Below are 24,639 nucleotides of genomic sequence, written 5' to 3' on the forward strand. Positions count from 1 at the left end.
ATTTCTAGTGAACGAATCTAGAGATAGACTCTAGTCATGACCGTTGTCAAGCGACCAAGCAAGCGGGCCGAGAAAGCGCAGGAGACCCGCCGCCGGATCATCCAGGCCGCGACAGAGCTCTTCGTCGCCGACGGGTACGGCGCGACCAACCTGCAGGAGGTGGCCGACCGGGCCGGTGTCGCGGTACAGACGATCTACTTCGTCTTCGGCAACAAGCGGGCCTTGCTGAAGGAACTGGTCGACGTCACGATCGCCGGCGACACCGAGCCGCTCGCGACCATGGAGCGCCCTTGGTTCACCGACGCGGTCGCGATGCGCACCGCCCCGGACATGCTGGCTGAATACGTCCCCGGCTCCAGCGCCGTCCTCGCCCGAGTCGCACCGATCATGCGCGTCCTCGAGTCCGCCGTCGCGAACGATCCGGAGGTCTCCGCCCTCTGGCCACCCGACGAGGATCTGCGGTACGTCGTACAACGCGCAGCAGCGGAGGCCCTCGTGACCAAGTCGGGCCGCAGGAGAGGCCTGACCGTCGACGAGGCCGCCGATCTGCTCTACGGCATCCTCAGCCCCGAGCTCTACCTGCTCTTCGTCCGCGACCGCGGCTGGTCCCACGACCGCTGGGTCGAATGGGCCACCCAGACCCTCCGCACCCAACTCTGCGCGTGACGACTGACGTCAGCGGAACACCCGCATCCACCGCCACCAGAGCCCGACGCTGGACCGAGGCCGCCCTTCTGCTGCTCGGGGCGATCGGACTGGTCGTCCTCGTGTATCCCACCTTCGTCCTCATGGAAGCGCTGCCGCGCGTCGATCCCTCCCAACTCGGGCACGGAGTCACGTACTCGGGTTCAGGCATCGATCACCGGTGGATCGCGCAGGCGTTGCTCTCAGCACTCCTCCTGATGCTCGTCACCGGACTCCCCATCGGCCGCCTGGCCGGGCGCGGTTCGCTCCCAGGTGCGGTTGCCCAGGTCATCGGGGGCCTGGCCGTCGCCTTCTGGGCTCTGGTCGGCACCGCGCTCACCAGCGCGTACTTCTGGGGCCCGGACGATCGCTGCACCTACGCCTCCTGCTGGCCACTGCACCAACAGATCGCCGCGAACCTCGCACCAGGCGTGCTGACCGCGATCGTGATGATCGTGATGGCTCTGCTCGTCAACCGGCTGGCGTGGTGGATCCGCACACTGGTCCCGGCTGCGGTGTGGGTCGCCGTGCTCGTCGTCCAGTACCCGGTCTGGACGCGCTACCTGCTGCCGCTCTTCCAGGCGCCGCCTACCTGACGGTCACCTTGCCGGTGTCGAGTTCGTAGTATGCGCCGACGAGTTTGAGCTTGCCGGACTTCTCCAGCGGGCCGATCACCGGCGACTGGCGCAGCTTCGCGAGCACCAGGTCGACGTTCGCGTGGACGGCGTTGGTCAGGCGGTCGCCCGGTTTCCCGGTGACCTGACGGACAGCCGGCGCCAGGGCATCGACGATGTACCCCAGTTCACCGGCTTCCGCAGTACGCCGACGTGAGTCCAGCGCCTTGATCGTCGCATCGAGCGCACCACAGCGCTGATGGCCCAGGACGATGAGAAGAGGAGTGTGCAGTTCCACGACCCCGAACTCCACGCTGCCGGTGACGGAGTGGTCGAGCGCCTCGCCCGCACTGCGTACGACGACCAGATCGCCGAGCCCTTCGTCGAAGACGAGCTCGATCGGGACCCGCGAGTCGACACACCCGAGCACGGTCGCGAACGGATGCTGCGCCTTGCTCACCGCGACCCTACGCGCGATTCCTTCGTCGAGATCCTCGTCCCGCTCAGCCACGAAGCGGGCATTGCCGTCCAGCAGCCGCCGCAGGGCTTGGTTGCCGTCAACAACAGCCAACGGCGGCGAGGATGTCGGACCCGTTGTCGGGGGCAACGTCCCGCCGGGGATCTGCTCGGCCGCAGGCGTCACCTCGGGCGAGGCGTCGTCCGCACAGCCGGTGAGGACCGCGCCGGTAGCCCCGGCCGCGAGCAAACCCAGCATCCGGCGACGCGACGGCCGATTTCGGGACGGCATACCGGCGGACGTCGTGCGCAGGGACGAAAGAGACGGCGTGTTCAACGGAGTGCTCCTCACAGGAGTGCGGCGTGGGGCGGCGCCGCCTGTTCCGAAGGTAGCCGATTGCATACAGTCTGCAATACCCGCGAGATGTTCGGATCTCTCGGTTCCCGGGCCGAAATCTGATAGATACCCCTTATGAGACTCCGCCCCAGCTCATTCTCCCGATCCCTGCTCGTCGGCGCCCTGGCCCTGACCACCGTCCTGTCCGGCGCGCCCACCGTGCACGCCGCGCCGGTCGTCACCGGTTGCCTCGACCAGTCCGTCACCGGCAGCGTCGAGGAGCAACGCCTGGACAACGGCGTCGCCGGTGGTCCGTCGGTCCCGGCCCAGATCCTGCAGCGATCCGGCTTCGGCCATCAGGTAGCGCTCTTCACCCGCCTGCTCTGCACGATGCCGAACCCGCGGGCCGCCGCGATCCTCGTCCACACCCAAGGCGAGGCTCTCTGGCGTACGGCGACCCACCGCGCCCAGCACTCGGTCACCGGCACCGACGCGCTGCCAGCCACCGACGACCGAGGCCTGTACTGGGCCCGCCTCTCGATGGCCCTCGCCCTCCGCCAGTGGCAACCCCGCTTCGGCCTCGGTACGACGGAGCGCGCCGACCTGATCCGATCGCTCGAATACACCTCACGCGGCATCACCAGTAGCCGCTTCTCCCCCGGCGTACGGAAGATCCTGGTCACCGGCTTCGATCCGTTCACGCTCGACGCGGACATCCGGATCGGCAACCCTTCCGGAGCGAACGCACTGACGCTCGACGGCCAGCGCTGGACGATCAACGGCACGACCTACCAGATCCAGACCGTGATGTTCCCGGTCCGCTACACCGACTTCGACGAGAACATGGTCGAGAACGCCCTCGCACCGCACTACCGCCCCGGCCCACAGCACGCGGACCTGGTGATGACGGCCAGCCAGGGCCGGGTCGGCATCTTCGACCTCGAGGTCTACAACGGCCGGCGTCGGTCGGTCAGCTCGATCGGTGACAACAACAATCTCTGGGGCGGCGGCACCATCAACGCCCCGGTCGTCTCCCCCAGCATGCCGCCCGGCCCGGAGTGGCTGACGTCGAGCCTCCCGCTGGCACGGATGGCGCAGGCCGACGTCACACCGTTCCGGACCCGGGTGAACACCTCGGTGCTGGAGATCCCGGCCGGGCAGACTGCGCCGGTCCGGCAGCCGCTGGGTCCGACACCCGGCTCGATCGCGTCGGAAGGCACCGGTGGCGGCTACCTGTCGAACGAGGTTGCCTACCGCAACACCCTCCAGCGCGACCTGCTCGACCCGTCGATGCCCGCCGGTCACCTGCATGTCCCGGTGCTGTCGTTCGACCCAGCCAACAAGACCGAGATCACCGACCCGACGTACGAGACCAACCGCGAAGACATCGTCCGCGGCGCCCACGCCGTACTCCGCCAAGCCCTGCGTTAGGACTCAGAGAGGCCGTGCTGGTCGCGGCGGCGGAGAACGACCAGCGTGACGCCGAGCGCGACCGCGCCGAGGGCGATGCCACCCAGTGCGCCCAACGCGACGGAGTTGGTGTCGAGAGCAGTCGTTCGATCGACCGAATCGAGCGGTGCCTGGGCAGGGGTTGGGTCGGCGTATCCCGGATAGCCGGTTCCTTCGTCCGGCCAGGGGTCCGCCTGTTGCGTCTGCGTTTGGTTCGGTTGCCATGGAGTGGCCGTCGCAGGGGCGGCCGTTCCGAGGGCGACGCCGAAGAGAACGACTGCGATCGCCATGCTGCGGTGCTTCATGATCCCGTCTCCTTGTCCTCACGTCCGGCGGAACCGCTCGCCGCGGTCCGGGTACGCCGTACGTCTGGTACTCCCGTTGTCGCCCACAGCGGTATCGCGACGCCGCAGGGCGGTATCACGGCGGTAACGCCGCCATTGACGGCGTCCCGGTCGGCCATGACAGTCGAGAGGTGGGGATCGACGTACTCGGTCCGCTCACGATCGAGGGCGAGCAGAAGGCTCTCGGGCGACGTGATCGGATCGTGGTCGCAGCGCTGGCCGTCCACCCCGGGGAGGTCGTCAGCGCAGAGCAGCTGGCCGACGTGTTGTGGCGCGAGCGGCCGCCACCGTCATGGCAGAAGGTCGTCCAGGGGTGCGTGGTCCGGCTCCGCAAGGTCCTCGGCACGCACGCGATCGAGACGCAGCCGCTCGGGTACCGGCTCGCCGTACCGCTCGACGAGATCGACGCTCAGCGCTTCGATCGTGCCGTGGTCCGGGCGCGGGCGTTGCTCGCGTCGGACGAACCCGAGCGATCGGCCATGGTCCTCGCCGACGCTCTGGCGTTGTGGCGTGGCCGACCGCTCACGGAGCTGGACGGCTGGGACACCGCCCGCATCGAGGCCTCCCGACTGATCGAGTTGCGGCACACGGCCGACGAGTTGTACGTCGAGTCGGCCCTGAGATCCGGACAGCACGACCAGGTCCTCGCCAAGGCACAGGCACTGGTCACTGAGGCGCCATTGCGCGAACGACGCTGGGTCCTGCTCGCCACGGCGCAGTACCGGTCCGGCCGGCAAGGCGACGCGCTGCGGACGATCCATCGACTGAAGAGCGTCCTGAACCGCGATCTCGGCCTCGATCCCAACGCGGAAGTCGACGCTCTGGAGCAGGCGATCCTGCGCCAGGACCCGTCGCTGGTCGCAGCGAGCGCGCTGCCGGAGCCCAGCCCGGAATGCCCGTATCCGGGCCTCAAGCCATACGACGTCGACGACGCCGACTCCTTCTTCGGCCGTGACGCCGACATCGCGGCCTGCCTGCGCCGACTCGCCGACGAATCGGTGCTGGCAGTCGCCGGCCCCTCCGGCTGCGGCAAGTCCTCACTGATCCGGGCCGGCGTCGCCGCCACGTTGCGCCGAGACGGCCGGCAGGTCGTGGTGATGACTCCGGGGCCGCATCCGGTCGCAGCGCTCGCAGCGGCCATGTCCGGTACGACGGCACCGGTGCTCCTCGTCGACCAGTTCGAGGAAGTCTTCTCACTATGCCAGGACAGGACCGAGCGGGTTGCCTTCCTGACCGCTCTGGCAGCGCATGAGGCATTGCTGATCATCTCGATCCGTGCTGACCGGCTGGCCGACGTCTCGGAGTCTCCGTCGTTCGCGCGACTGGTCGAGCGCGGCCTCTACCTGCTGTCGGCGATGACACCGGACAACCTGCGGACGGCGATCGAGGAACCCGCCCGGCTGGCGTCGCTGGTCGTCGAACCAGGCCTGGTCGACCTGCTCGTCAACGAGGTCGCGGACCAGCCGGGCGCGTTGCCACTGATGTCGCACGCCTTGCGCGAGACCTGGCAACGTCGCGAGGGACGCACGCTCACGGTCGCCGGCTACAACGCCTCCGGCGGCATCCGGAGCGCGGTCGCGCAATCCGCCGAAGCGGTCCACGAGCGGCTGTCACCGGAGCAGCGCACGGTCCTGCACGGCCTGTTGCTGCGCCTGGTCGCGCCGGGACCGGAGGGCGAACCGACCCGCAGCCGCTTGCCGCGTCGCCTGGTCGTGACACGAGCCGAGGACGACCAGATGATCGATCTGCTCGTCGCTTCGCGGCTGCTCACCAGCGACGCCGGAGTCGTCGAGATCGCTCACGAGTCTCTGGTCCGAGCCTGGCCCCGGCTCCGAGGCTGGCTCGAGGACGACCTGGAAGGCCAGCGCATCCTGCATCATCTCGCGGTCGCCGCCGACTCCTGGAACAACCTCGAACGGCCCGGCAGTGAGTTCTATCGTGGCGTGCGTCTGGCCAAGGCGCTGGACTGGCGTGAGCGTACGACGCCCGCGCTGACCGCGACCGAGGAAGACTTCCTGGCCGCGAGCAAACGACTGTCCGAGACCGAACTCCGCGCGGCCGAGACCAGAGCCCGGCTCCAGTCGAGGGCCAACCGTCGCCTCCGCGCCGCCCTCGCCACCGCGGCCGTCCTCCTGGTCGGCGCTCTCATCGCCGGCTTCGTCGCCGTACGCCAGGCAGGACGCGCCGAAGTCGCCGCCGACCGCGAACTGGCCCGCCAGGTGGGTGCTCGCGCGCTGGTGACCGAGGACATCAGCCCGTCTCTCCTGCTGGCCGCCCAAGGCGTCCGCTTCGAGGATTCCCCGGACACCCGGACGAATCTGGTGGCCGCGATCAACAGACATCCGTCTCTGATCCGATCGATCCGCGCACCGCTGGGCCGGACCGAGAACGTCGATGTCTCGCCGGATGGCACCAGGATCGTCTCCGGCGACAACCGTGCCACCTTCCAGCTGTACGACGCCGCATCGGGACGAGTGCTCGCGTCGCACACCTTGTCTCCGGTCGCCGACGGCGCGGTCGTCTTCACCCGCCCCCTGTTCAGCCCCGACGGTAGCCTGATCGCGGCGATCGCGGTGGACACCTACAACAACCCGGTCGACCCGGCCTGGCCGATACGGGTGCTGAGGGCCGACACCCTCGAGCCGGTAGATCCACAGCCCGTATTTCCAGGCTCCGGAAGACCTCAGCTGAACAACCTCGGCTTCAGCGCAGACGGCCGCCATCTGGTGGCCGGAGCACGCGATCCGAACAGCGACGCGGCGTTCGCTCTCGTCTGGGACGTCGGAGCGCTCGATCGACTGCCCCGGAGGGTCAGTCTCAGCATTGGGCCACAGCGCGCAGCCCTCAGCCCCGACGGCCGGACGGTTTACCGGTCCTGGCCGCTCATTGCCTCCGACGTCGCCACCGGCCGGGAGATGTGGCAGCGACCCGATCTCAAGGGCGATCCTGTGGTCACCCCAAGCATCGGTCTGCCCATCGTGGAAACCTCCCGGAACGGTGAGCTGCTCGCCTATCTGCATCCCGGCCCCGTCCGCACCGAACGGACTACGACTACGGTCGTCGATGCACGCACCGGGAAGACCATCTGGGTGTTGCCGACTGCTCAGGACCCACCGCGCGACGCTGCCTTCTCGGCCGACGGCAAGCTGTTGGCCACCGCTCACTACGGGGGCGAGGTCGTCATCTGGGACCTGGACACGGGGCAGGCGACGCAACGCCTGCGTACTGCGGAGGTCTCGTGGGGAGTCGCGCTCAGTCCGGATGGGCGGACCCTGTACACGGCCGGCGACGCGGGCATGCTGCGTGCCTACGATCTCGGTGGACAGCAGCGATACCTGCCCTGGATCCAGGGCGCGCCACCCCGCCACTACACCCACGTTCTTGCCTCTGACGACGGCAGGCGGACGGCGTACCTGTGGGACGAAGCCGGCACGTCGTGGTTGAGCATCGCCGACTCGACCACCGGACAGATGACTCGACCGACCCGGCTCGGGTTCGAAGTCCAGCAACAGACCCATCCACCGGCGTCCTGGGACCCGAACGGCCGCCGCCTCGTCGTCCACGGGTTCGAAGTGATCGCAACCATTGACGCCGAGACCGGCAAGATCCTGACGACGCACGGCCTGAGCGCGCTGTCAGTCGCCTTCATCGACCACGGGAACCGCATCGTCGCGGGCAGTCATGATGGCAGCCACTACTTCGACTCCGACCTCAGGCCGATCCGCGTGGCACTCGGCTTCGTCGCGGACTGCTGCACCGCATCGTCCCCGGACGGAACGACCGCGGTGCTCTTCGAGGAAGGCCTGCGGGGCGCCACGATGTCGTGGGCCATCGTGGCGTCGGCCACCGGTGAGGTCATCCGGTCAGGAGGGCTGCCGACCTGGGCCAACTCGGCCACCTACTCGCCCGACGGCCGCCTGATCGCGGGCGCGGGGACTGCCGGCGTGTTCACCATCGACACCGCCTCGGGTGCGCTCGAGTTCCCGCCACCCAGCGGCCGCAAGGCGGAAGGGGTCTCCGTCCGCTTCTCTGCGGACGGAACACGCCTCGTCTCCGGCGCGGCGGACGGTACCGTCACCGTCTGGGACGCCCGTACGCTCGACAAACTGCTCACGGTAGCCACCAGTACCGAAGCCGATCCGATCCCCGTCACCCCGCGCTTCGCCCGAGGTGGCGAGGTCATCTCCATCCCGTCGTACGACGGCAAGGTCTACCAATGGAACATCAGTAGTGCCCACACCCTCGCGCAGGCGTGCAAGATGGCCGGGCGCAACTTGACCGCTGCCGAATGGAACCAGACCTTCCCCGACCGCCCCTACCAGCCGACGTGCCCCTAGAGATCGAGTACGTCGCTGGTCCGCACCGCCTGCCCTGTCTCGAACGACCGGTTCGCGGCCAGGCCGGTGACCAAGGCCAGCGCCGCCTGGCGGGCGTCGGCAACATCCGCTGCGTGCGTCGGGTCGTCGTCCAGCAATGCCGCGAGGACCCGCGCATCGGCTCCGCCATGGCCGGCGTGATCGTGATCGACCGTGTGGTCTTCGGGCGGTGACCACAGCGGCCGCAGGGTGATGCTCGTCCGGCCCGCCGTCGGTGCGGCGAGATCGCCGTGAACGGCTCCCCTGGCCGACGCGACACGCAGATGCGGCATCGTCCATGTCGACTCTTCGACATTCAATTCGAGCCGGCCACCCGATCCGTTGAACATCACCCGATAGCCCTCGGCCGGCGAGTACGCCGTCAGGTGGTAGCTCATCGACGCACCACTGTCGTAAGAGACCAGCAACGCCATGTCGTCCTCGATCGTGACGCCAGGTGCGAAGACGTTCCGGTCCCGGTAGTACCCGTCCTCGACCTCGGCGTCCAGGTAGAGCTCCTTCAGCGTCGCGTTGTCCGCCAGATGCAAGGCGAACGGATCATCGAGCGATGCCTCCGATCCATGAGCTCGCGCATACTCCCGCGCGTACCCGTGCTTGTGGTCCGGCCCGTAGAACGCCAACTGGCCTTGGCCGTAGACGATCCGGGGCTCCGCGCCGAGCCACCAGTTGACCAGGTCGAAGTGATGGCTGGCCTTGTGCACCATCAGGCCGCCGGAGTTCGCCTTGTCGCGATGCCAGCGACGGAAGTAGTCCGCGCCGTGCGAGACGTCGAGCAGCCATTCGAAGTGCACCGAGTGGATGTCGCCGATCGCTCCGCCGGCCAGCAGCTCACGGACCTTCCGGTGGACCGGATTGAAGCGGTAGTTGTACGCGATCGCCAGCTCGCCGCCGGTCTCGCGGACCGTGTCCAAGATGCTCTGCGCCTTGGTCGCGTCGGTGGTCATCGGCTTCTCGCTGATCACCCGGACACCGGCACGCAGCGCGGCCTCGATGTAGCGGTTGTGAGTGGCATCGACGGTGGTGACCACCAGCAGCTCGATCCGTTCGACCCGGATCATCTCGTCGAACCTGGCCGGCGGCCACTGATGGGCCGGCCGGCGACCGGCGGCCAGCAGCATCCGGTTGTGGAACGCCATCCGCACCGAGTTCGGGTCGCACAGCGCCACGACGTCGTACCCGTCGCGTTTGGCCAGCCCTTCGGTGAACAGCTGGGCACGGTTGCCGGTGCCGACGATCGCGGTCCGTACGGGGGTGGGCATACAGAGTCCTCCTATTGCTTGACCGCGCCGGCCAGGCCGTTGACGAAGAAGCGTTGCAGGAGCAGGAAGAGCAGGATGATCGGTGCCAGGGTGATCACCGTGCCGGCGCACAGCAACGTCCACTCGGTCGAGTTCTCGCCGATGAACGCGTACATGCCGATCGCCAGCGTCCGCAGTTCCGGCCGCCCGAGGGTGAAGACCAGCGGGATGAAGAAGCTGTTCCAGGCACTGATCGCGGTGAACAGCCCGACCGTGGCCAGCATCGGGCCGGACAGCGGCAGCATGATCCGGGCGAACGTCTGGTGGAAGTTCGCGCCGTCGACCTGGGCCGCGTCCTCGAGCTCACGGTCGATGGCCATGAAGTAGCCCATGAACAGGAACGTGCCGAAGACCACGCCGCCGGACGCCTGCACGATGATCACCGACCACAGGCTGTTCAGCAGGTGCAGCCGCTGCATCAGGTCGAACACCGGAATGATCGTGTAGCCGTGGGGCAGGAACAGCGTCGCCGACACCAGCCCGAGGCAGAAGCCGCGCCCCGGGAAGCGTGTACGGGCAAGTACGTACCCTGCGGTGGAAGTGACTACTAAAGTGACCACCACCGTCCCGAGGGTGATCACCAAAGTGTTCAGGAAGTACCTGCCGAACGACGCCTCGCGCCACGCGTCGAGGTAGTTCGCCCAGAGGAAGTGCGAGGGCATCGGGTTGAGCCCCTCGCTGAAGAAGTCGTCGTCGCCCTTGAGTGAACTGCCCAGCGCCCAGAACAACGGGTACAGCCAGGCCAGACCACTGACCAGCAAGGCGACATGGGTCATCACCGTGACCACCCTGCGGCGCGTCATGACTTTCCTCCCGTTGCCCGACCCTGTGTTCCACGGCGCCGCGCCAGTGATCGCAGTACGAGGACCTGTACGACCGAGAACACGATCAGCAGAACGCCGTAGATGAACGACGCGGCGGAGGCCAGACCGATGTCGGGCTGCACCGCGTTCGCATTACTGCCACCGAAGGCCAGGTGGTAGATGTAGGTGTTCACGACCTCGGTGGAGAAGTACGGCCCACCACTGGTCAGTACCTGGACGAGGTCGAAGATCTGGAACGTCCCGATCACCGCCAGGATCACGATCACCACGCCGACTGCTCTCAGCATCGGGATCGTGATGTACCGGAACGTCGCCAGCGGACCGGCGCCGTCCAGCCGGGCCGCCTCGTACAGCTCGTCCGGGATCGTCTGCAGCCCGGCCAGGAAGTACACGAGGTTGTAGCCGAACGTGTGCCAGATCCCGACCAGGATGATGATCGCCAGCGCGAAGTGCGGGTCCCCCAGCCAGTCGACGTGCTGGTCGATCACGTGCAGCTTCAGCAGCAGATCGTTGATCGAGTCGCCGAAGTTCGACACCAGCAACTGGATTACGACACCGATCACCGCCGCCGACGTCACCACCGGCAGGAAGAACAACGTGCGGTAGAAGGACGCGAACCGCAGCCGCTTGTTGTTCAGCACCAGCGCGAGCGCCAACGCCAGGACCAACTGGATCGGTACGACGAAGGCGGCGTACACGAAGGTGTGGCCGAGTGAGCGCCAGAAGATGTTGTCGTGCACGATCTGCCGGAAGTTGTCCAGCCCGACGAAGTCGGACGGGTCGCCGATCCCGTCCCACTTGTAGAACGTGTACCCGAGCGACGCCACGATCGGGTACACCACGAAGCCGAGCAGCAACACCATCATCGGGGCCAGGTAGACGTACGACCACAGGTACGTCCGGCGTCGCGCCCGCCGCCGTCCGGCCGAGCGGGGCGGCTCGGCCGTGGCGACGTCCTCGCGGACGGTGACAACCATCAGGCGCCCGGTTTGGTGGTGTACGGCTTGGTCAGGTCCCAGTCCGGGAACGCGAAGTCCTTCAGGCTCGCACCGGTGCCGACCTTCTTCACCCCGTCGGACAGCGCCTGGTTCATCTTGTCCGTCAGCGACGTCAGCGTGCCCTGGACGTCCTTCAGCTGCCCGGTCCAGATGCCCGACAGGACATCGTTGATGTCCGGCTTCACCGCGGGCAGCTCGAGCTTGGTCAGCAGCGGATTGCGGATCGTCGGCTGCGGCCCGACCACAGCGGTCCCGGACATGGCAACGTACTGCGCGAAGGGTGCGAACGTGACGCCCTTCGGGTCGTTGTTGTCGGCGTAGACCGACAGCCCCTGACCCTGTTCGACCCAGCGCTTACCGGCGTCCTTGCTGTACAGCCAGTCGAACCACGCCCACGCTTCGTCGGCGTGCTTGGACTTCGACGACACGGCGACGAACTTGCCGCCGGGCGGGCCGTAGAACAGTGCCTTCGGATTACCGTCCGGCGCGGGCAGGGTGACCAGGCTGTAGTCGGTGAACTTGTGCTCGGTCCACTCCGGCTGGTTCCAGACTCCGCCGACCGTCATCCCGAACCGGCCGCGCTCGAAGAACGCCCTGGCCTGCTCGTCCGAGATGCTCATCGAGTTCGGGTAGAACCAGTTCTTGTTCTTCCACTCCAGCAGCAGGTTGATCACGTCGGCGTAGTTCCGGTCGGTGCCGAACGTCCACTGGCCGACCCGGTAGTCCATCCCGTCGATGCCACCGACGGCGGCTCCGCCTGGCGAGCCGGCGCCGCGGACGAACAGATCGAGCCACCAGGCCAGGGTCGTGTTCGTCGAGTTGCCGAACCCGAACGGCGCGACCTTGCCGCCGCTCTTCGACGCGATCGCCTCGGCCGCGTGCGTCACGTCGTCCCAGGTCTTGGGCAGCTTCACACTGCCGTCGGACTCGGTCAGTCCGGCGTCCTTGAACACCTTGTGGTGGATGTACAGCTGCAGGGACGGCGCCGGTGCCGCGAACGGCGCGGTGTAGATCTTGCCGTCGAACATGTCGACGCCCTCGACGAAGCTGCTCTGCGGGAACCGGGACTGCCAGTCCTTCGTCGCCCACTTGTCCACCGGCAGCAGCCAGTCCTGCGTCACCTGCTGGCTGAGCTGCGGGCTCTTCGGCACCATCAGGATGTCCGGCGGGTTGTTGCTGCGGTAGGCCAGCGAGACCAGGTCGGCGTACTTGTCGCTGACCTGCGTGGTCTTCTTGACCGCGATCCCCGGATGCGCCTGCTGGAACAACTTGATCTCGTTGTCCACCCACCCGGCCTGGCTGGCGTACCAGTCCCAGTAGGTGATCGTGGCCTGGGCCTTCGAGCCGGTGCCGCTGCTGTTGTCGTCCGACGAGCAGCCGGCCAGAGCGCCGGCCGCACCGGCGCCGGCCACAGCGGCTGCGCCCCGGAGCAGGGTCCGTCGTGAGATACGGGATGACATTGCATTACCTCCGATGAGTACTGGCAGCCGCGCCGCACGCCGGAGACGTGGACGAGGCGGTCTGGGTCAGGGAGCCGAGCCGCCAGGTGAGCGGGCTGCCGTCCCAGGTGACCGCGACACGACGCGGCCGCTGGAAGGGCAGGAACGAGACGGTCTGGCCACGGTCGGACGGGCCGGGGCTGAACGAGTTGTCGCTGCCGACCGGAACCGGGATGTAGTAGTTGTTGGCGTTGCTGTAGCCGAAGTACGCCGTGTAGGTGCTGTCGGCAACGTTGCGTACGACGCAGGCAGCGGTCGGCTGCACCGGGTTGAACGCGGTCTCCGTTGGACCGGAGGGCGGGTTGGTGACGGCCTTGGCCATCGGCGCGAAGGACGCGTCGTCGACGAGCAGGTTGCCGGCACCCGTCGTCGTACTGATCCACCACTCGGCCTTGGTCAGCGTCCCCGTCCAGGAGACGTTGGTGTTGGCAGCCGAGATCCGCGTCCACCCGGTCGAGGTGACCGGTGCCGAGCCGAGTCGGATGGTCGTCGATCCGGTCGATGTGGTCAGCTTCAGACTGACCATGGCGGTGTCGGATCCGCTGACCAGCCGGACCCAGGCCGACGAGTCGTAGAGACCACCGTTGGTGACCGGCACGCCTTGTGCCGGGCCGGCCCAGGCCGCTTCACGACCGGTCACCGACAGGTCGCCGCTACCGGAGTGCGGAGTCGTCGACGCGTTCTTGAGGGTGCAAGTGCCGAGGCAGTACCAACCCGTCGTGGCCGACTGGTACTCCAGACTCCCGTTCCCCAGCACCGACGGAGTCGGCAGAGTCGGCGCGATGGCCGGTGGACCCTGAGCGGGTGGCGGGGTGCCGTCCGTCGGCGTGATCGCGAGGTCGTCGAGTGTGCACTGGGCCGAGGTCGGGTTGGGGTTGGACCAGGCGAACACCTGGACCCACTTCGTCCCGGTCGGCGGAGTGAAAGCCGCGAGCTTCTGCGTGTAGGCGCGTTCGTCGGCGTACGTGAGCTCGTACTGGAAGGTCGGCGTACCTGCGCTGGCTCCGCCGCGCACACCGACGTAGCACTGGGTGCCGCCGGCGTTGAGTCTTCCCCACCCGGACAGCAGGTAGCTCGTGCCCGGAGTGAGACCGGTGACGTTCTGCGTCACGCCCGATCCCGGTTCGAGCGACAGGGCGGTGTGTCCGCTGTGTGCGTTCGCCGCCGTACCCGGGCCGGTGCCGAGCGATGTCCAGCCACGGGTGCCGGTCTCGAAGTCGCCGTCGCCGATCGGGTTCGGCGTGTCGGTCCGGACGGTCGTGGCGATCCCGTCGGCGATGACCTTCACCGAGGCGCCGGCGGTGGTCGGCATCGCGACCTTCACCTGCTTGGAGATGCCGTTCACGGTGACCGTCACCAGGTAGTCACCGAGGAACCCGCGGGTGCCAAACGTTCCGGCCGCGGTGGTCTGTCCGTTCACGCTGGTGTGCCACTGACGCTTGATCAGGTCTTCCCAGACCAGACCGTTCGGCTTGGGTGACCAGTCGTCGTTGTAGAGCGCGACGCGCGGGTTGTAGATGTTCTTCGTCCAGATGCCGAAGTTGCTGATCTGGTTGACGTTCGGGTTCGAGAACATCGCGGTCATGAAGTCGCGGGTGTAGTCCGCCTGCAGTTGCAGGTCGTCGGTGTCCACGTCGAACTCGGTGATGGCGACCTTCACGCCGAGACCGGCGAACTGGTCCACGATCGTCATCAGGTCGTCCGGCGAGGTCAGCTGCATGCCGTTGAAGTGGCTCTCGAAGCCGACCAGGTCGATCGGCGTACCGGAGGACTTCATCGACTGGACCAGGTCGTAGACGTGGTCGCGGTGCCGCTTCTCCCAGCCGTTGTTCTCGACGATGCCGTAGTCGTTCAGCGCGAGCTCGGCGTTCGGATCGGCCTGGTGGGCGAGCCGGAACCAGGACGCGATCTCGTCCGGCCCGAGGATGTCCTGCACGTTGTGCTCCGAGTACGGCTCGTTCACCACATCCCACTCGTCCACGATCCCGGCCAGGACCGAGGCTTCGTCGGTGACGTGGGTGTTGATCCGCGCCCGGAGCGCGGCCGGATCGTTCTGCAGGTTGACCAGGTCCGGCGGCATCACGCCCCACGACGGCCAGACCAGGTTGTGGCCGCGGATCCGGATCCCGTGCTCCCGCATCCACTGCAGCGCGGGCAGGGTGACGGTCTCCCGTTCGGTCGGGGTCTCCCAGTGGTTCCACTTCAGGTTGTTGCCCAGGGCCCCTTGGTTGAAGAGCGTCGACGCCTTGCTCTGGTACTGCTGCAGGTCGTTCCCGCTGATGCCGCCGGACGGATCGCCGATCAGCCGGGCGCCGTCCGATGCGGCACCGAACTTGAAGGCACTCGTCTGCTGCACCGCCGAGACCGTCGCGCCGCTGACCGGATGACCGGTCGGATCGACGACGGAGACGGCCAGGTTTCCCTTGCGGTACTGATCGATCCGCGCATTCGCATCGGCGCGCCAGGCGGCGTTCGCATCGCGTCCCTCGTAGGTCGCCTGTGGGTAGCCGGCCGGCGTCCCCTGGCCCCAGTCCTGCACCGAGACCCCGGCGATCTGGAACTTCTGAGCGCCGTACCCGAGCCAGAGGTTCAGGTGTGCGGCGGTGGCGGTGCCCGCCGTGTAGGTGACGGCCGCACGGAACGGGAACTCGAACTTCTGCCAGTCCGAGCCGTACAGCATCGCCGCGTTCAGCGACTTCTTGAACGGCGACCCATCGGTCTCGAACACCAGGTGCGCGTTACCGGTCGTGGCGCCCTGGGTCGGCTCGATCGAACGTGCCCACAGGGTCGCGACCATCGCGTCGCCCACGGTCACGGTCGCGGCGGTCGGGACGCCGAGGGTGATCTCGTACTCGCCGTCGAGACCCGGGCTCTGCGGTCCGTTCGGGACGGTGATCTCGAGGGCCTTGCTGAAGTTGGGGTTCCCGGTGATCGGGACCTGCTGGGTGGCGTCGGTGGGAAGGCTCTTGAACTCGTTGAAGTTCGCGAGCGGGTCGGTCGGCAGGACCTCGAACGGCGTGGCGTCGGCCTGCGCGACCGGCTGGACGGCCACCGCCGCGACGACGGCCAGGACCACTCCGATGATCACTTTTCTGGACATGCCGATGGTCAGTTTTCTGAACACTCTGGCTCTGGTGAGCGGGAAGGGCCTCATGCTCCGGATTCCTTCCAGAAGGCGCGCAGCAGCGCCTGACCCGCCGGCCGTCGGCCGGGGTCGGTGTGGTTACTGCCGCGGGTTCTGTGGGTGGGCGGCGCCGCATCAAGCGCCAGCAGTCGTCTGCTCGGGCGGGCGGGACCTCGATCCGGGGGATCAGGCCTTGGTGGTCTGGGATCGTCCGCGCCGGCTGCGGGTGACGGGCACCGGCCCGCAGCTCGCCCGGACGATCAGGCTGGTCGGCATGACGAGACGGGGCAGGTCGGCCGTGGGCTTCTCGCCGACCGGCTCCGCCTCGGTGCCGGGGTCGTCGTCGTTCGTACCGATCTCGGACAGCAGGAGCTCGGCGGCCCGCTTGCCCATCTCGACGAACGGCTGCTGGATGGTGGTCAGTGGCGGCCGGATCTGTGCCGCCGACTCGATGTCGTCGAAGCCGAGTACCGACACGTCCTCCGGCACCCGCAGCCCCGCCTCGGCGGCCGCGGTCATCACGCCGTACGCCGTGACGTCGGACTGCGCGAACACCGCCGTCGGGCGCTGGCCGGCCGGCAGCGCGAACAGCTCGCGGGACCGCGCACGGATCTGCTCGGGCACGAAGTCACCTGGCTTGGTGAGCTCGGGATCGGGCTGGATGCCGGCCTCACGCAGGGCGTCCAGGTACGCGCGGTACCGGTCCTGGCAGCACCGGTAGCGCATCAGGCCTTGCACACAAGCGATTCGCTCGTGACCCAACTGCATCAGGTGGTCCATCGCCGTCCGGGCACCGTCGTAGTTGTCGGCGGTGACCGACGGCAGGGCCACGTCGGCGTCGATGGTGTTCACCAGGACGACGGGCATGCCCTCCTGGTGAAGCTGGACGAGCGGCTCGAGCGGCTGTTCGTGGCTGACCACGAGCAGACCCGAGGACATGCTCGAGGTCAGGACCCGGTCGATCAGCGAACCGTAGTCGCGGTCGTTGGTCGCCGTGTACAGGATGATGTCGAACCCGTGCTGCTCGGTCACGGCCGCGACCCCGAGGTTGATCGAGGCAACCATGTGCCAGGACAGGCCGGGCACGACCATGCCGATCAGTCGCGTGCTGCCCTTGGCCAGGGCGGTCGCCGCGAAGCTCGGCACGTAGCGATTCCGGCGCATCACCGCAAGCACGTGCCGCCGGGTCGCCGGGTCCACTTTCGGGCTGTTGTTCAGCACCAGCGAGACCGTGGACTTGGACAGGCCGGACAGCGCGGCGATGTCGCGAATCGTCAGCTTCGCCATCCGGCCCTCCCTTGATCGTGGCCGTTGGACTGGTCCAACGACTCAGCACCGGAACGTAACAGCGCGCCCGATCCACGTCAACAGGCAGCACGCAGTCGGTTTCCGCCCCGAGGCATTGCCCTGTCGCCGGTTGTCGTGTCACCATCGAGCCACCGTGTTGGACCGGTCCTACGCAGGCCGGGATCACCTGCCGGGATCGGTCCGGCACGGCTCTCACCCGTGCTCGGCCGCGGAGCGTTGCGCGGTACGCCGATCGCCCTTGCCAGCTCGTTCACCCGTGTCACCGGAAGGCCGCCCATGCCGCCGTACTCGCTCGACGACTTCTCCTTCGATCTGCGCCGCGCCGTACCCCCAGCCGAGATCTGGGTCGGCAGCGGCACCGGGACGGTCACCCAACTGTCCGGCACGGTGTGTGGCGTCGGTGGATGGTTCGCTCCCCCGTACGCCGCCCCGGACAGCCGGCTCACCGTCTCGTTCGAGGTCGACGGGCGATCGATCGTCGACGCCGCCCGGCCTGGCGCGGGCAACCGCGGCCTCCTTCCCACCGGCGGCACTTGGCGGCCTGATCGCCTGACCCGGCGCGGCACCTATCACCACTACGCCGATGGGGAGCTCGTCTCGCTGGCCGTGGAATCCACGCTCACGCCGCGGCACGGCTCCCCCGGCTACGAGCTCGTCCTCACGATCAGCAACCGCACCGGAAACACCCACGAGGTTGTGATCGAGCCGGAGCTGTCGCCTGCCCGCGCTCGCCACATCCCGCTGTCCGACTGGGGTTGGGTGCCTCCCGAGGCTGGCTCCGACGATGCCATCACGTTGATCCATGACGCCCTGACCGCGACTGTCGAGCCTCATGGTTCGGTCACGTTCAACCTCGGCGTCGGGACCACTGATGCGCCGACCACCGATGCCGTGCGTGTTTGGGAGTCCCGAGTGGCACGGGCGGTCGGCCATCTCCCTACTGCCACCTCGGACATCCCCGGGCTCGAGCAGTACTACCGGCGTTCGCTGGCCAGCGGTCTCGTGTGCTGGTGGGATCACCCGGACTTCGTCACGACGCCGTTCATCGCGACGTCGGGACTCGACGGCGGTGCGCTGTGTGCCTATGCGTGGGACACCGGCGGCTACGCCCCGAACGTCCTCAGCCTGATGCTCGGCGACGCCGTACTCTCCATCATCGAGTCGTTGCTCGAAGCCGACCTCACCGATCGCTACGCCATCGCCCCGGACGGGACCGGACTCGGCGTCGCCTACGCGTACAGCGGCTGGTCACTCGTCGCCCTGGCACGCGCCGCCGCGGCGGAACGGTCTCTCGACCCGGCCCTCGTCGCCCGGCTGTACGACGTACTGATCACGCTCGACAAGGGGTTCCAGCCCGACGACCAAACCGGCGTACTGCGGGACTACGGCAACCAGAGCAACCTTCTAGAGATGCGGGGATCGGGCTGGGAGCATGTCGTCGCCAGTCCGAACGCCGAGCGGGCTTGGGCGCTCGAAACGCTGGCGGAACTCTCCGACATCACAGGCGCCGCGTTGCCGGCTGATGAGTTGCGGGAGTCCGCGCAACAGATCCGGAGCGAGGTGATCCGGCAACTGTGGGACAGCGAGGCGGGATGGTTTCGCAGCCGCTATCCCGACGGTCACACCGAACTCGCCTACTCGATCCAGGCCTTCGACGTACTGCGGTCCGGCGCCTGCCCACCAGACGTCGCCGATGCGCTGGTCAAGCATCTGCGACCCGGCGCGTTCTTCGGTGAGTACGGCGTCAGCAGTGTCAGCGCCGAGGACGAACGTCACTACGAGACCGCCGACATCGACTGGTCGGGCGCCGGCGCATACACCGGCGAAGGTCCGCAACTCGCCCTCACCCTGTGGGAACAGGGCCGGCCCGAGGTCGCCTGGGATGTCCTGCGCCGGTTGCTCTGGATGGGCGACCACTACCCGTACTTCCCCCAGGACCACTACTGCGACAAGCCCGGCGCGCCCGCCACCGGCCGCCGCATCAACATCATCGCCGGCCTGGCCGGCGCCGAAGCCATCCTCACCGGCCTCGCCGGCATCCGCCCGCACCCTGACGGCTCACTCCACATCACCCCGAACCCAGTTGCCGCCGGCACCATCGAACTCCGCGGTCTCACCTACCGCGACCACACGATCGACGTCGTGATCGCACCAGACCACACCGAGATCACCGTCGACGGCAATCCCGTCAGCCCGGGCCAGGTCGTGCCGCCAAGATGATCGCGAACGCCTCAGCCACAGACTCGACCTGATGATCCGCCTGCGGCACGTCGAGGGAGTGATGGCTGCCAACCCGGATCGTCCGCAGCCCCGCGTTGATACCACCCGCAACGTCGTACGCCGGATGATCACCAACCATCCACCCGTCGTCGAGGGACACCCCCACCTGCTCGGCGGCCACCTCGAAGATCCGCGCATCAGGCTTCCGCACTCCCACCGCTTCCGAGATGCAGCAATGGTCGACCACATCAGCGATCCCGGTGTGCGCAAGCTTCCGACTCTGCTGCACCACCCCACCGTTCGTCACCACAACCACCCGCCACCCCGCCCCGCGCAACGACCCCAACCCCTCGAGCACACGCGGCTCGACCCACGTGAACGACGGATGCTCCCGGTCGTACTCATCAACCGAGATCGCAACACCGAAGCGTTCCTGGAACCGCTCGAACAACTCCGCACGCGGCGTGAACCCACCGTTGTCCTGAGCAACCAACCACTCGACCGCGCCACCATCGAGACCGGCCCGCTCCACCCACCACCGAGCCCACGCAAGAAACGCCCCGTCTCGATCGATCAGCGTGTTGTCGAGATCGAAGCAGGCCAGCCGAGCCATCAGACGTCGATGCGGTTCTCGTCCAGTTCGTAGGCGCCTTGGACCAGGAACTCCTTGCGGGGCGCCACGTCGTTGCCCATCAGGAGGTCGAAGACCTGGGCGGCGGCTTCGCCGTCGTCGACGGTGATGCGGCGCAGGGTGCGGTGGCGCGGGTCCATGGTGGTTTCGGCCAGCTGGTCGGCGTCCATCTCACCGAGACCCTTGTAGCGCTGCGGTGGCTCCTTCCAGCGGACGCCCTTCTTCATCAGTTCGGCCGTCTTGCGCTGGTACTCCGCGTCGCTGTAGGTGTACAGGAACTTGTCCTGGCCCTTCTTCGGGTTCGTCAGCTCGAACCGGTGCAGCGGCGGTACGGCGGTATAGACCCGGCCGGCGTCGACCAGCGGCCGCATGTAGCGGAAGAACAGCGTCGCCAGCAGGCAGCGGATGTGGGCGCCGTCGGAATCCGCGTCCGCCATGAAGATGATCTTGCCGTAGCGGACCTGCTCGATGTCGAAGCTGCGGCCCGAGCCGGCGCCGACCACCTGGATGATCGAGGCGCACTCGGTGTTCTTCAGCATGTCGCCGACCGATGCCTTCTGCACGTTCAGGATCTTGCCCCGGATCGGCAGCAGCGCCTGGAACTCCGAGCTGCGCGCGAGCTTCGCCGTACCGAGGGCCGAATCACCCTCGACGATGAACAGCTCGGACCGGTCGACGTCGTTGCTGCGGCAGTCGGCCAGCTTGGCCGGCAGCGCCGACGACTCCAGCGCGGTCTTGCGCCGCTGCAGCTCACGGTGCTGACGGGCCGCCACCCGCGTCCGCGAAGCGGCGACAACCTTCTCCAGCACCGCGCGCGCCTGTGCCTTGTGCTCGCGCTTGTTCGAGGTGAGGAACGACTCCAGCTCGCTCTGCACGACCTTCGCGACGATCCGCGACGCGGCCGGCGTCCCGAGCACCTCCTTGGTCTGCCCGTCGAACTGCGGCTCGGCCAGCCGGACCGTGACCACCGAGGTGAGACCTTCGAGTACGTCGTCCTTGATGATCTCCTCGCCGTTCTTCAGCAGGCGAGTGCCGTCCAGCGCGTTGGTGAAGCTCTTCGACAGCGCCCGCTCGAAGCCGGCCACGTGCGTGCCGCCCTTGGGCGTGGCCACGATGTTCACGAACGAGCGGACCTCGGTCTCGTACCCGTCGCCCCAGCGGACCGCGATGTCGACGTCCAGATCCCGCTCGACGTCGGTCGGCGTCATGTGGCCGGCGTCGTCCAGCATCGGGACGGTCTCGGTGAAGTGACCGGTCCCGGTCAGCCGGACGACCTCGGTCACCTTCTGGTCGGTGGCCAGGAACTCGCAGAACTCGCTGATCCCGCCGTCGTGCTTGAAGTGCTCCTCGGTGACCTCGTCGCCACGCTCGTCCCGGATCACCAGCAGCAGACCCGGCACCAGGAACGACGTCTGCCGCGCCCGGGTGACCAGCTCGTCGTAGTTGAAGCTGGCGTCGCGGGTGAAGATCTGCCGGTCCGCCCAGTACCGGATCCGGGTGCCGGTGACGCCCTTCTTCGCCCGGCCGGCCTTCCGCAGGCCCTTGGCCGGGGTGAAGCCCGCGCTCGCGCCCTCGGCGTCGAACTCACCGGCGACACCGCGCCGGAACGAGGTGGTCCAGACCGTGCCACCACGGTCGACCTCGACGTCCAGCCGCGCGGACAGCGCGTTCACCACCGAGGCGCCGACACCGTGCAGACCACCGGAGGCGTTGTACGACCCGCCGCCGAACTTGCCGCCGGCGTGCAGTTTGGTGAACACCACCTCGACACCACTGAGCTTGGTCTTCGGCTCGATGTCGACCGGGATGCCGCGGGCGCGGTCCTTCACCTCGACCGAGCCGTCCTTGTGCAGGACGACGTCGATGCGGTCGCCGTGGCCGGCCAGGGCCTCGTCGACGGAGTTGTCGATGATCTCCCACAGGCAGTGCATTAGGCCGCGGCTGTCGGTGGACCCGATGTACATGCCGGGCCGCTTCCGGACCGCCTCGAGTCCCTCGAGGACGAGCAGGTTGCGGGCGTTGTACGTCGGGTCGAGTTCGGTACTGCGAGGCGTCGGGGCGGCCACTGGGCTCCTTCACTGGTTCACAAGCCAACTGCGCGCCCGGGGCCGGACCGCCGGTCCGAACGCATGTTCACAGCCTATGCGGACCGACCCCCAAAACCTGGCAGGCGGGGCTGTCCGCGATTACGGCCTGGGTACCGGACATCCGTCACTTGGTCCGCTCCGAACCCGCGGCGTGGCAGCGAGAAAAGATGTTTCGGCAGGTATCGATCCGGACTCGATCCGGGAGTGGTATTCGACACTCCGAACATCAGCGCGCTGTGAGCACTTCATGGCGCACAGTGAAAGAAGACACGCCCGGCGCCCGCCGCCACGCGAGAAATCGACGACATCGGAAACGATTCCTCGTCAAGATGCGTCATAAGGGAACAGGTGGTTCGTCTCACATTCGGACACGCTGCCCCCACTGGGAAGCGATCCGTCTGTCAGGATGTTGCTATCTGGTGAGTACGGAACTAGATGAGATGAGGCCTCAAGTGACTACAGCACTCGCCCCGAGTTCGGCGCTGTCGACCGCGGATCGTTGTGACCGCTGCGGTGCGCAGGCCTACGTCCGTGTCACCCTGACCAGCGGTGGGGAGCTCCTCTTCTGCGCCCACCACGGCCGGGAGCACGCGGAGAAGCTGCGCAACATCGCGATCACCATCCACGACGAGACCGGTCGGCTCGAAGCCACCCCGGCCATCGCCACTGAAGACGAACGGTGATCTCGGCCTCATAAACGCGCCAACGGCGGCGCCAAAGACCTGCAGGACTCGATGGCGGTCCACCCGGAGGGGTGACCGCCATCCTTCTGTGCGGAGAGAAGAACGAGATGTGGGGTTGGTTGATGGCGGTCCACCCGGAGGGGTGACCGCCATCCTTCTGTGTTCGGGCAACGGACCTCAGACGACAGGTACGCCGGGGCCGGGGCCGTGCCGGCGAAGTTCGTGCCAGGCGGCAGCCAACCGGGACACTGCATCGTCAAGTATTGGCTCTGCGTAAGCGAATGGCACCCGTAGGTAATCATCGTGCTCCCCGGTCGGATCCATCGCACGCCCGGCGACCACCTCGACACCATGCCGCAACGCCACCTGCGCATAGACCCGCGCATCCGCATCCGGCAGCCGGATCCACAACGCCGACCCACCTTCGGGCTCCGACCATTCCCATTCGGGCAAACGCTCGATCAACAACTGGCCCATCAGCTTCTTTCGCGCCGTCGAGACCCGTGCCCGCGCCGAGGTCACCTCCGCCAGTCGCGGCAGCAACCGCGCCGTGAGTGCCTGATCGATCACGGGACTACCCAGATCCGCCAGCGCCTTGTGCCGCGCCAACCGTTCAGCCAGCGGCCGCGACGCCCGGATCCACCCGATCCGCAACCCACCCCACACCGCCTTCGACACCGACCCGATGGTGAGCACCTCACACCCGTCCGGCGCGTACGCGGCCAGCGGCGGCGGGATCGCCGGCCCGGACGGATCCCACGCCGAGTACGCGTTGTCCTCCACGACCACCACGCCATGCTTCGCGGCGATCTCGGCAACCTGCCGACGCCGGTTCGCGGACATCAGCTGGCCGGTCGGATTGTGGAACGTCGGCATCACGAACAACATGGCCGGCTGATGCTCGGCGAACGCGGCCGTCAGCAGATCCGGCCGGATGCCGGCATCGTCCAGCGGTACGCCGACCACCCGGCCACCAGCCGCGCCGAACAGATCGAAACACCCCGGCCAGCTGGGCTGCTCGATGACGACCGCCGCGCCGTTCCGCAGGTACATCTGCGTGACCAGCGCGATCGCCTGATGCGCCCCGGTGGTGACCACGATCTCGTCGGGCGAAGTCGGCAGTCCGGACTCGGAAAAGTGATCAGCGATCCGCTCACGCAACACCGCCAGACCCCGCGGGTGGTACCCGACGTCGTCGAGCAGTGCGGGCAGGTCCCCAGTCGCCAGGTCGATCAGTTCGTCCGCGAGTTCCGGCAGTCCCGGGTCGACGGCGTAGGTGAGGGAGATGACCTCGCCCGGACCGACCGCGATCCGGTGGAACAGCGAGTCGCCGTACCCGGCCGGCATTCGCTTGTCCGCTCGTGAACGACCACGTCCCGCGGCCCCGGCGACCCTCGTACCGCTCCCCCGGCGGCTCTCCACGAGCCCGCGGGCGCGCAGTTCGTCGTACGCCGCGACGACGGTGGAGCGACTGATCGCGAGAGCCTCGGCGAGCCGGCGTTCGGCCGGGAGGCGTGCGCCGACCGGGAGCTCGGTCGATCCGATCAACGCCGCGATGGCATCGGCCAGCCGCCGATACAGGCCACGGCCACCTGCCTGACCGGTCAGCCGACTGCCGATCAGGTCGGCCAGGACAGCCGGGTCTCCAGAACGGTCCACTTCTCCCCCTATTGGCTCGGGTGGACTGGTTCCCGCGCCGCCAGGCTA

At 67.7% G+C, this 24,639-nt stretch carries 17 protein-coding genes; 6 read left to right on the top strand and 11 right to left on the bottom strand.

The features are described from left to right. Nucleotides 1–36 precede the first annotated feature (36 nt). Together AB0I34_RS24710 and AB0I34_RS24715 are read left to right on the top strand one after the other, a co-directional pair. Entirely contained in the window at nt 37–666 is a 630-nt protein-coding gene (locus AB0I34_RS24710; protein ID WP_360448921.1) for a helix-turn-helix domain-containing protein, read from the top strand. Further along, nucleotides 663–1,280, top strand: a complete 618-nt coding sequence (locus tag AB0I34_RS24715; protein ID WP_360448924.1) for a hypothetical protein — start codon at nt 663–665, stop codon at nt 1,278–1,280. The genes AB0I34_RS24710 and AB0I34_RS24715 overlap by 4 nt, the downstream gene beginning before the upstream one ends. Here AB0I34_RS24715 and AB0I34_RS24720 read toward each other — a convergent pair. Then, the gene (locus AB0I34_RS24720) at nt 1,273–2,013 is read right to left on the bottom strand and encodes a carbonic anhydrase (protein ID WP_360448927.1); all 741 of its coding nucleotides are present in this window, start codon (nt 2,011–2,013) and stop codon (nt 1,273–1,275) included. The two genes, AB0I34_RS24715 and AB0I34_RS24720, sit on opposite strands and share 8 nt — an antisense overlap. A 213-nt stretch (nt 2,014–2,226) precedes the next feature. Here AB0I34_RS24720 and AB0I34_RS24725 point away from each other — a divergent pair, with 213 nt between their 5' ends. Next, a complete protein-coding gene (locus AB0I34_RS24725) occupies nt 2,227–3,522 on the top strand; it encodes a hypothetical protein (RefSeq protein ID WP_360448930.1) in 1,296 nt (431 codons plus the stop codon). On the opposite strand, the gene AB0I34_RS24730 is transcribed toward AB0I34_RS24725, so the two are convergent. Then, nucleotides 3,519–3,845 carry a hypothetical protein gene (locus AB0I34_RS24730; protein ID WP_360448933.1) on the bottom strand — a complete coding sequence of 109 codons (327 nt, stop codon included), beginning with the start codon at nt 3,843–3,845 and terminating at the stop codon, nt 3,519–3,521. The genes AB0I34_RS24725 and AB0I34_RS24730 overlap by 4 nt on opposite strands. Before the next feature lie 170 nt (nt 3,846–4,015). Between AB0I34_RS24730 and AB0I34_RS24735 the strand changes: the two genes are divergently transcribed. Beyond that, the gene (locus AB0I34_RS24735) at nt 4,016–8,221 is read left to right on the top strand and encodes a BTAD domain-containing putative transcriptional regulator (protein ID WP_360448936.1); all 4,206 of its coding nucleotides are present in this window, start codon (nt 4,016–4,018) and stop codon (nt 8,219–8,221) included. Here the strand turns inward: AB0I34_RS24735 and AB0I34_RS24740 are convergent. The 6 genes from AB0I34_RS24740 to AB0I34_RS24765 all read right to left on the bottom strand — a co-directional run bounded on the left by AB0I34_RS24740 (nt 8,218) and on the right by AB0I34_RS24765 (nt 17,290). Beyond that, nucleotides 8,218–9,519: a Gfo/Idh/MocA family oxidoreductase gene (locus AB0I34_RS24740; RefSeq protein WP_360448939.1), complete on the bottom strand. Its 1,302-nt coding sequence runs from the start codon at nt 9,517–9,519 to the stop codon at nt 8,218–8,220. The two genes, AB0I34_RS24735 and AB0I34_RS24740, sit on opposite strands and share 4 nt — an antisense overlap. Before the next feature lie 11 nt (nt 9,520–9,530). Beyond that, entirely contained in the window at nt 9,531–10,361 is an 831-nt protein-coding gene (locus tag AB0I34_RS24745) for a carbohydrate ABC transporter permease (protein ID WP_131357761.1), read from the bottom strand. Beyond that, the gene (locus tag AB0I34_RS24750; protein ID WP_360448942.1) at nt 10,358–11,359 is read right to left on the bottom strand and encodes a sugar ABC transporter permease; all 1,002 of its coding nucleotides are present in this window, start codon (nt 11,357–11,359) and stop codon (nt 10,358–10,360) included. The genes AB0I34_RS24745 and AB0I34_RS24750 overlap by 4 nt, the downstream gene beginning before the upstream one ends. Beyond that, nucleotides 11,359–12,840 carry an extracellular solute-binding protein gene (locus tag AB0I34_RS24755; RefSeq protein WP_360448945.1) on the bottom strand — a complete coding sequence of 494 codons (1,482 nt, stop codon included), beginning with the start codon at nt 12,838–12,840 and terminating at the stop codon, nt 11,359–11,361. The genes AB0I34_RS24750 and AB0I34_RS24755 overlap by 1 nt, the downstream gene beginning before the upstream one ends. A gap of 4 nt (nt 12,841–12,844) precedes the next feature. Further along, nucleotides 12,845–15,979 carry an endo-1,4-beta-xylanase gene (locus AB0I34_RS24760; protein ID WP_360448947.1) on the bottom strand — a complete coding sequence of 1,045 codons (3,135 nt, stop codon included), beginning with the start codon at nt 15,977–15,979 and terminating at the stop codon, nt 12,845–12,847. Between the two features lie 210 nt (nt 15,980–16,189). Beyond that, entirely contained in the window at nt 16,190–17,290 is a 1,101-nt protein-coding gene (locus tag AB0I34_RS24765) for a LacI family DNA-binding transcriptional regulator (RefSeq protein ID WP_360448950.1), read from the bottom strand. 219 nt (nt 17,291–17,509) lie between these two features. Here AB0I34_RS24765 and AB0I34_RS24770 point away from each other — a divergent pair, with 219 nt between their 5' ends. After that, nucleotides 17,510–19,531, top strand: a complete 2,022-nt coding sequence (locus AB0I34_RS24770; protein ID WP_360448952.1) for a hypothetical protein — start codon at nt 17,510–17,512, stop codon at nt 19,529–19,531. Here the strand turns inward: AB0I34_RS24770 and AB0I34_RS24775 are convergent. Both AB0I34_RS24775 and AB0I34_RS24780 read right to left on the bottom strand, forming a co-directional pair. Beyond that, nucleotides 19,500–20,144, bottom strand: coding sequence for an HAD family hydrolase (locus tag AB0I34_RS24775; RefSeq protein WP_360448955.1), 645 nt, complete (start codon nt 20,142–20,144; stop codon nt 19,500–19,502). The genes AB0I34_RS24770 and AB0I34_RS24775 overlap by 32 nt on opposite strands. Next, a complete protein-coding gene (locus AB0I34_RS24780; RefSeq protein ID WP_360448957.1) occupies nt 20,144–22,228 on the bottom strand; it encodes a DNA topoisomerase IV subunit B in 2,085 nt (694 codons plus the stop codon). Before AB0I34_RS24780 ends, AB0I34_RS24775 begins: the two co-directional genes overlap by 1 nt. Before the next feature lie 461 nt (nt 22,229–22,689). Between AB0I34_RS24780 and AB0I34_RS24785 the strand changes: the two genes are divergently transcribed. Further along, nucleotides 22,690–22,932, top strand: coding sequence for a hypothetical protein (locus tag AB0I34_RS24785; protein WP_360448960.1), 243 nt, complete (start codon nt 22,690–22,692; stop codon nt 22,930–22,932). 177 nt (nt 22,933–23,109) lie between these two features. Here AB0I34_RS24785 and AB0I34_RS24790 read toward each other — a convergent pair whose 3' ends face one another. After that, nucleotides 23,110–24,591, bottom strand: a complete 1,482-nt coding sequence (locus tag AB0I34_RS24790; RefSeq protein WP_360448962.1) for a PLP-dependent aminotransferase family protein — start codon at nt 24,589–24,591, stop codon at nt 23,110–23,112. Nucleotides 24,592–24,639 lie beyond the last annotated feature (48 nt).

Origin of the sequence: Kribbella sp. NPDC050281 (assembly GCF_040655855.1) — a bacterium.
Classification (GTDB): Bacteria; Actinomycetota; Actinomycetes; order Propionibacteriales; family Kribbellaceae; genus Kribbella.

Coding starts and splice junctions, on each gene's coding strand:
- AB0I34_RS24710 (WP_360448921.1), top strand. CDS start 37: ATGACCGTTGTCAAGCGACCAAGCAAGCGGGCCGAGAAAGCGCAGGAG.
- AB0I34_RS24720 (WP_360448927.1), bottom strand. CDS start 2,013: ATGCTGGGTTTGCTCGCGGCCGGGGCTACCGGCGCGGTCCTCACCGGC.
- AB0I34_RS24725 (WP_360448930.1), top strand. CDS start 2,227: ATGAGACTCCGCCCCAGCTCATTCTCCCGATCCCTGCTCGTCGGCGCC.
- AB0I34_RS24730 (WP_360448933.1), bottom strand. CDS start 3,845: ATGAAGCACCGCAGCATGGCGATCGCAGTCGTTCTCTTCGGCGTCGCC.
- AB0I34_RS24740 (WP_360448939.1), bottom strand. CDS start 9,519: ATGCCCACCCCCGTACGGACCGCGATCGTCGGCACCGGCAACCGTGCC.
- AB0I34_RS24745 (WP_131357761.1), bottom strand. CDS start 10,361: ATGACGCGCCGCAGGGTGGTCACGGTGATGACCCATGTCGCCTTGCTG.
- AB0I34_RS24750 (WP_360448942.1), bottom strand. CDS start 11,359: ATGGTTGTCACCGTCCGCGAGGACGTCGCCACGGCCGAGCCGCCCCGC.
- AB0I34_RS24755 (WP_360448945.1), bottom strand. CDS start 12,840: ATGTCATCCCGTATCTCACGACGGACCCTGCTCCGGGGCGCAGCCGCT.
- AB0I34_RS24760 (WP_360448947.1), bottom strand. CDS start 15,979: ATGTCCAGAAAAGTGATCATCGGAGTGGTCCTGGCCGTCGTCGCGGCG.
- AB0I34_RS24765 (WP_360448950.1), bottom strand. CDS start 17,290: ATGGCGAAGCTGACGATTCGCGACATCGCCGCGCTGTCCGGCCTGTCC.
- AB0I34_RS24775 (WP_360448955.1), bottom strand. CDS start 20,144: ATGGCTCGGCTGGCCTGCTTCGATCTCGACAACACGCTGATCGATCGA.
- AB0I34_RS24785 (WP_360448960.1), top strand. CDS start 22,690: ATGAGGCCTCAAGTGACTACAGCACTCGCCCCGAGTTCGGCGCTGTCG.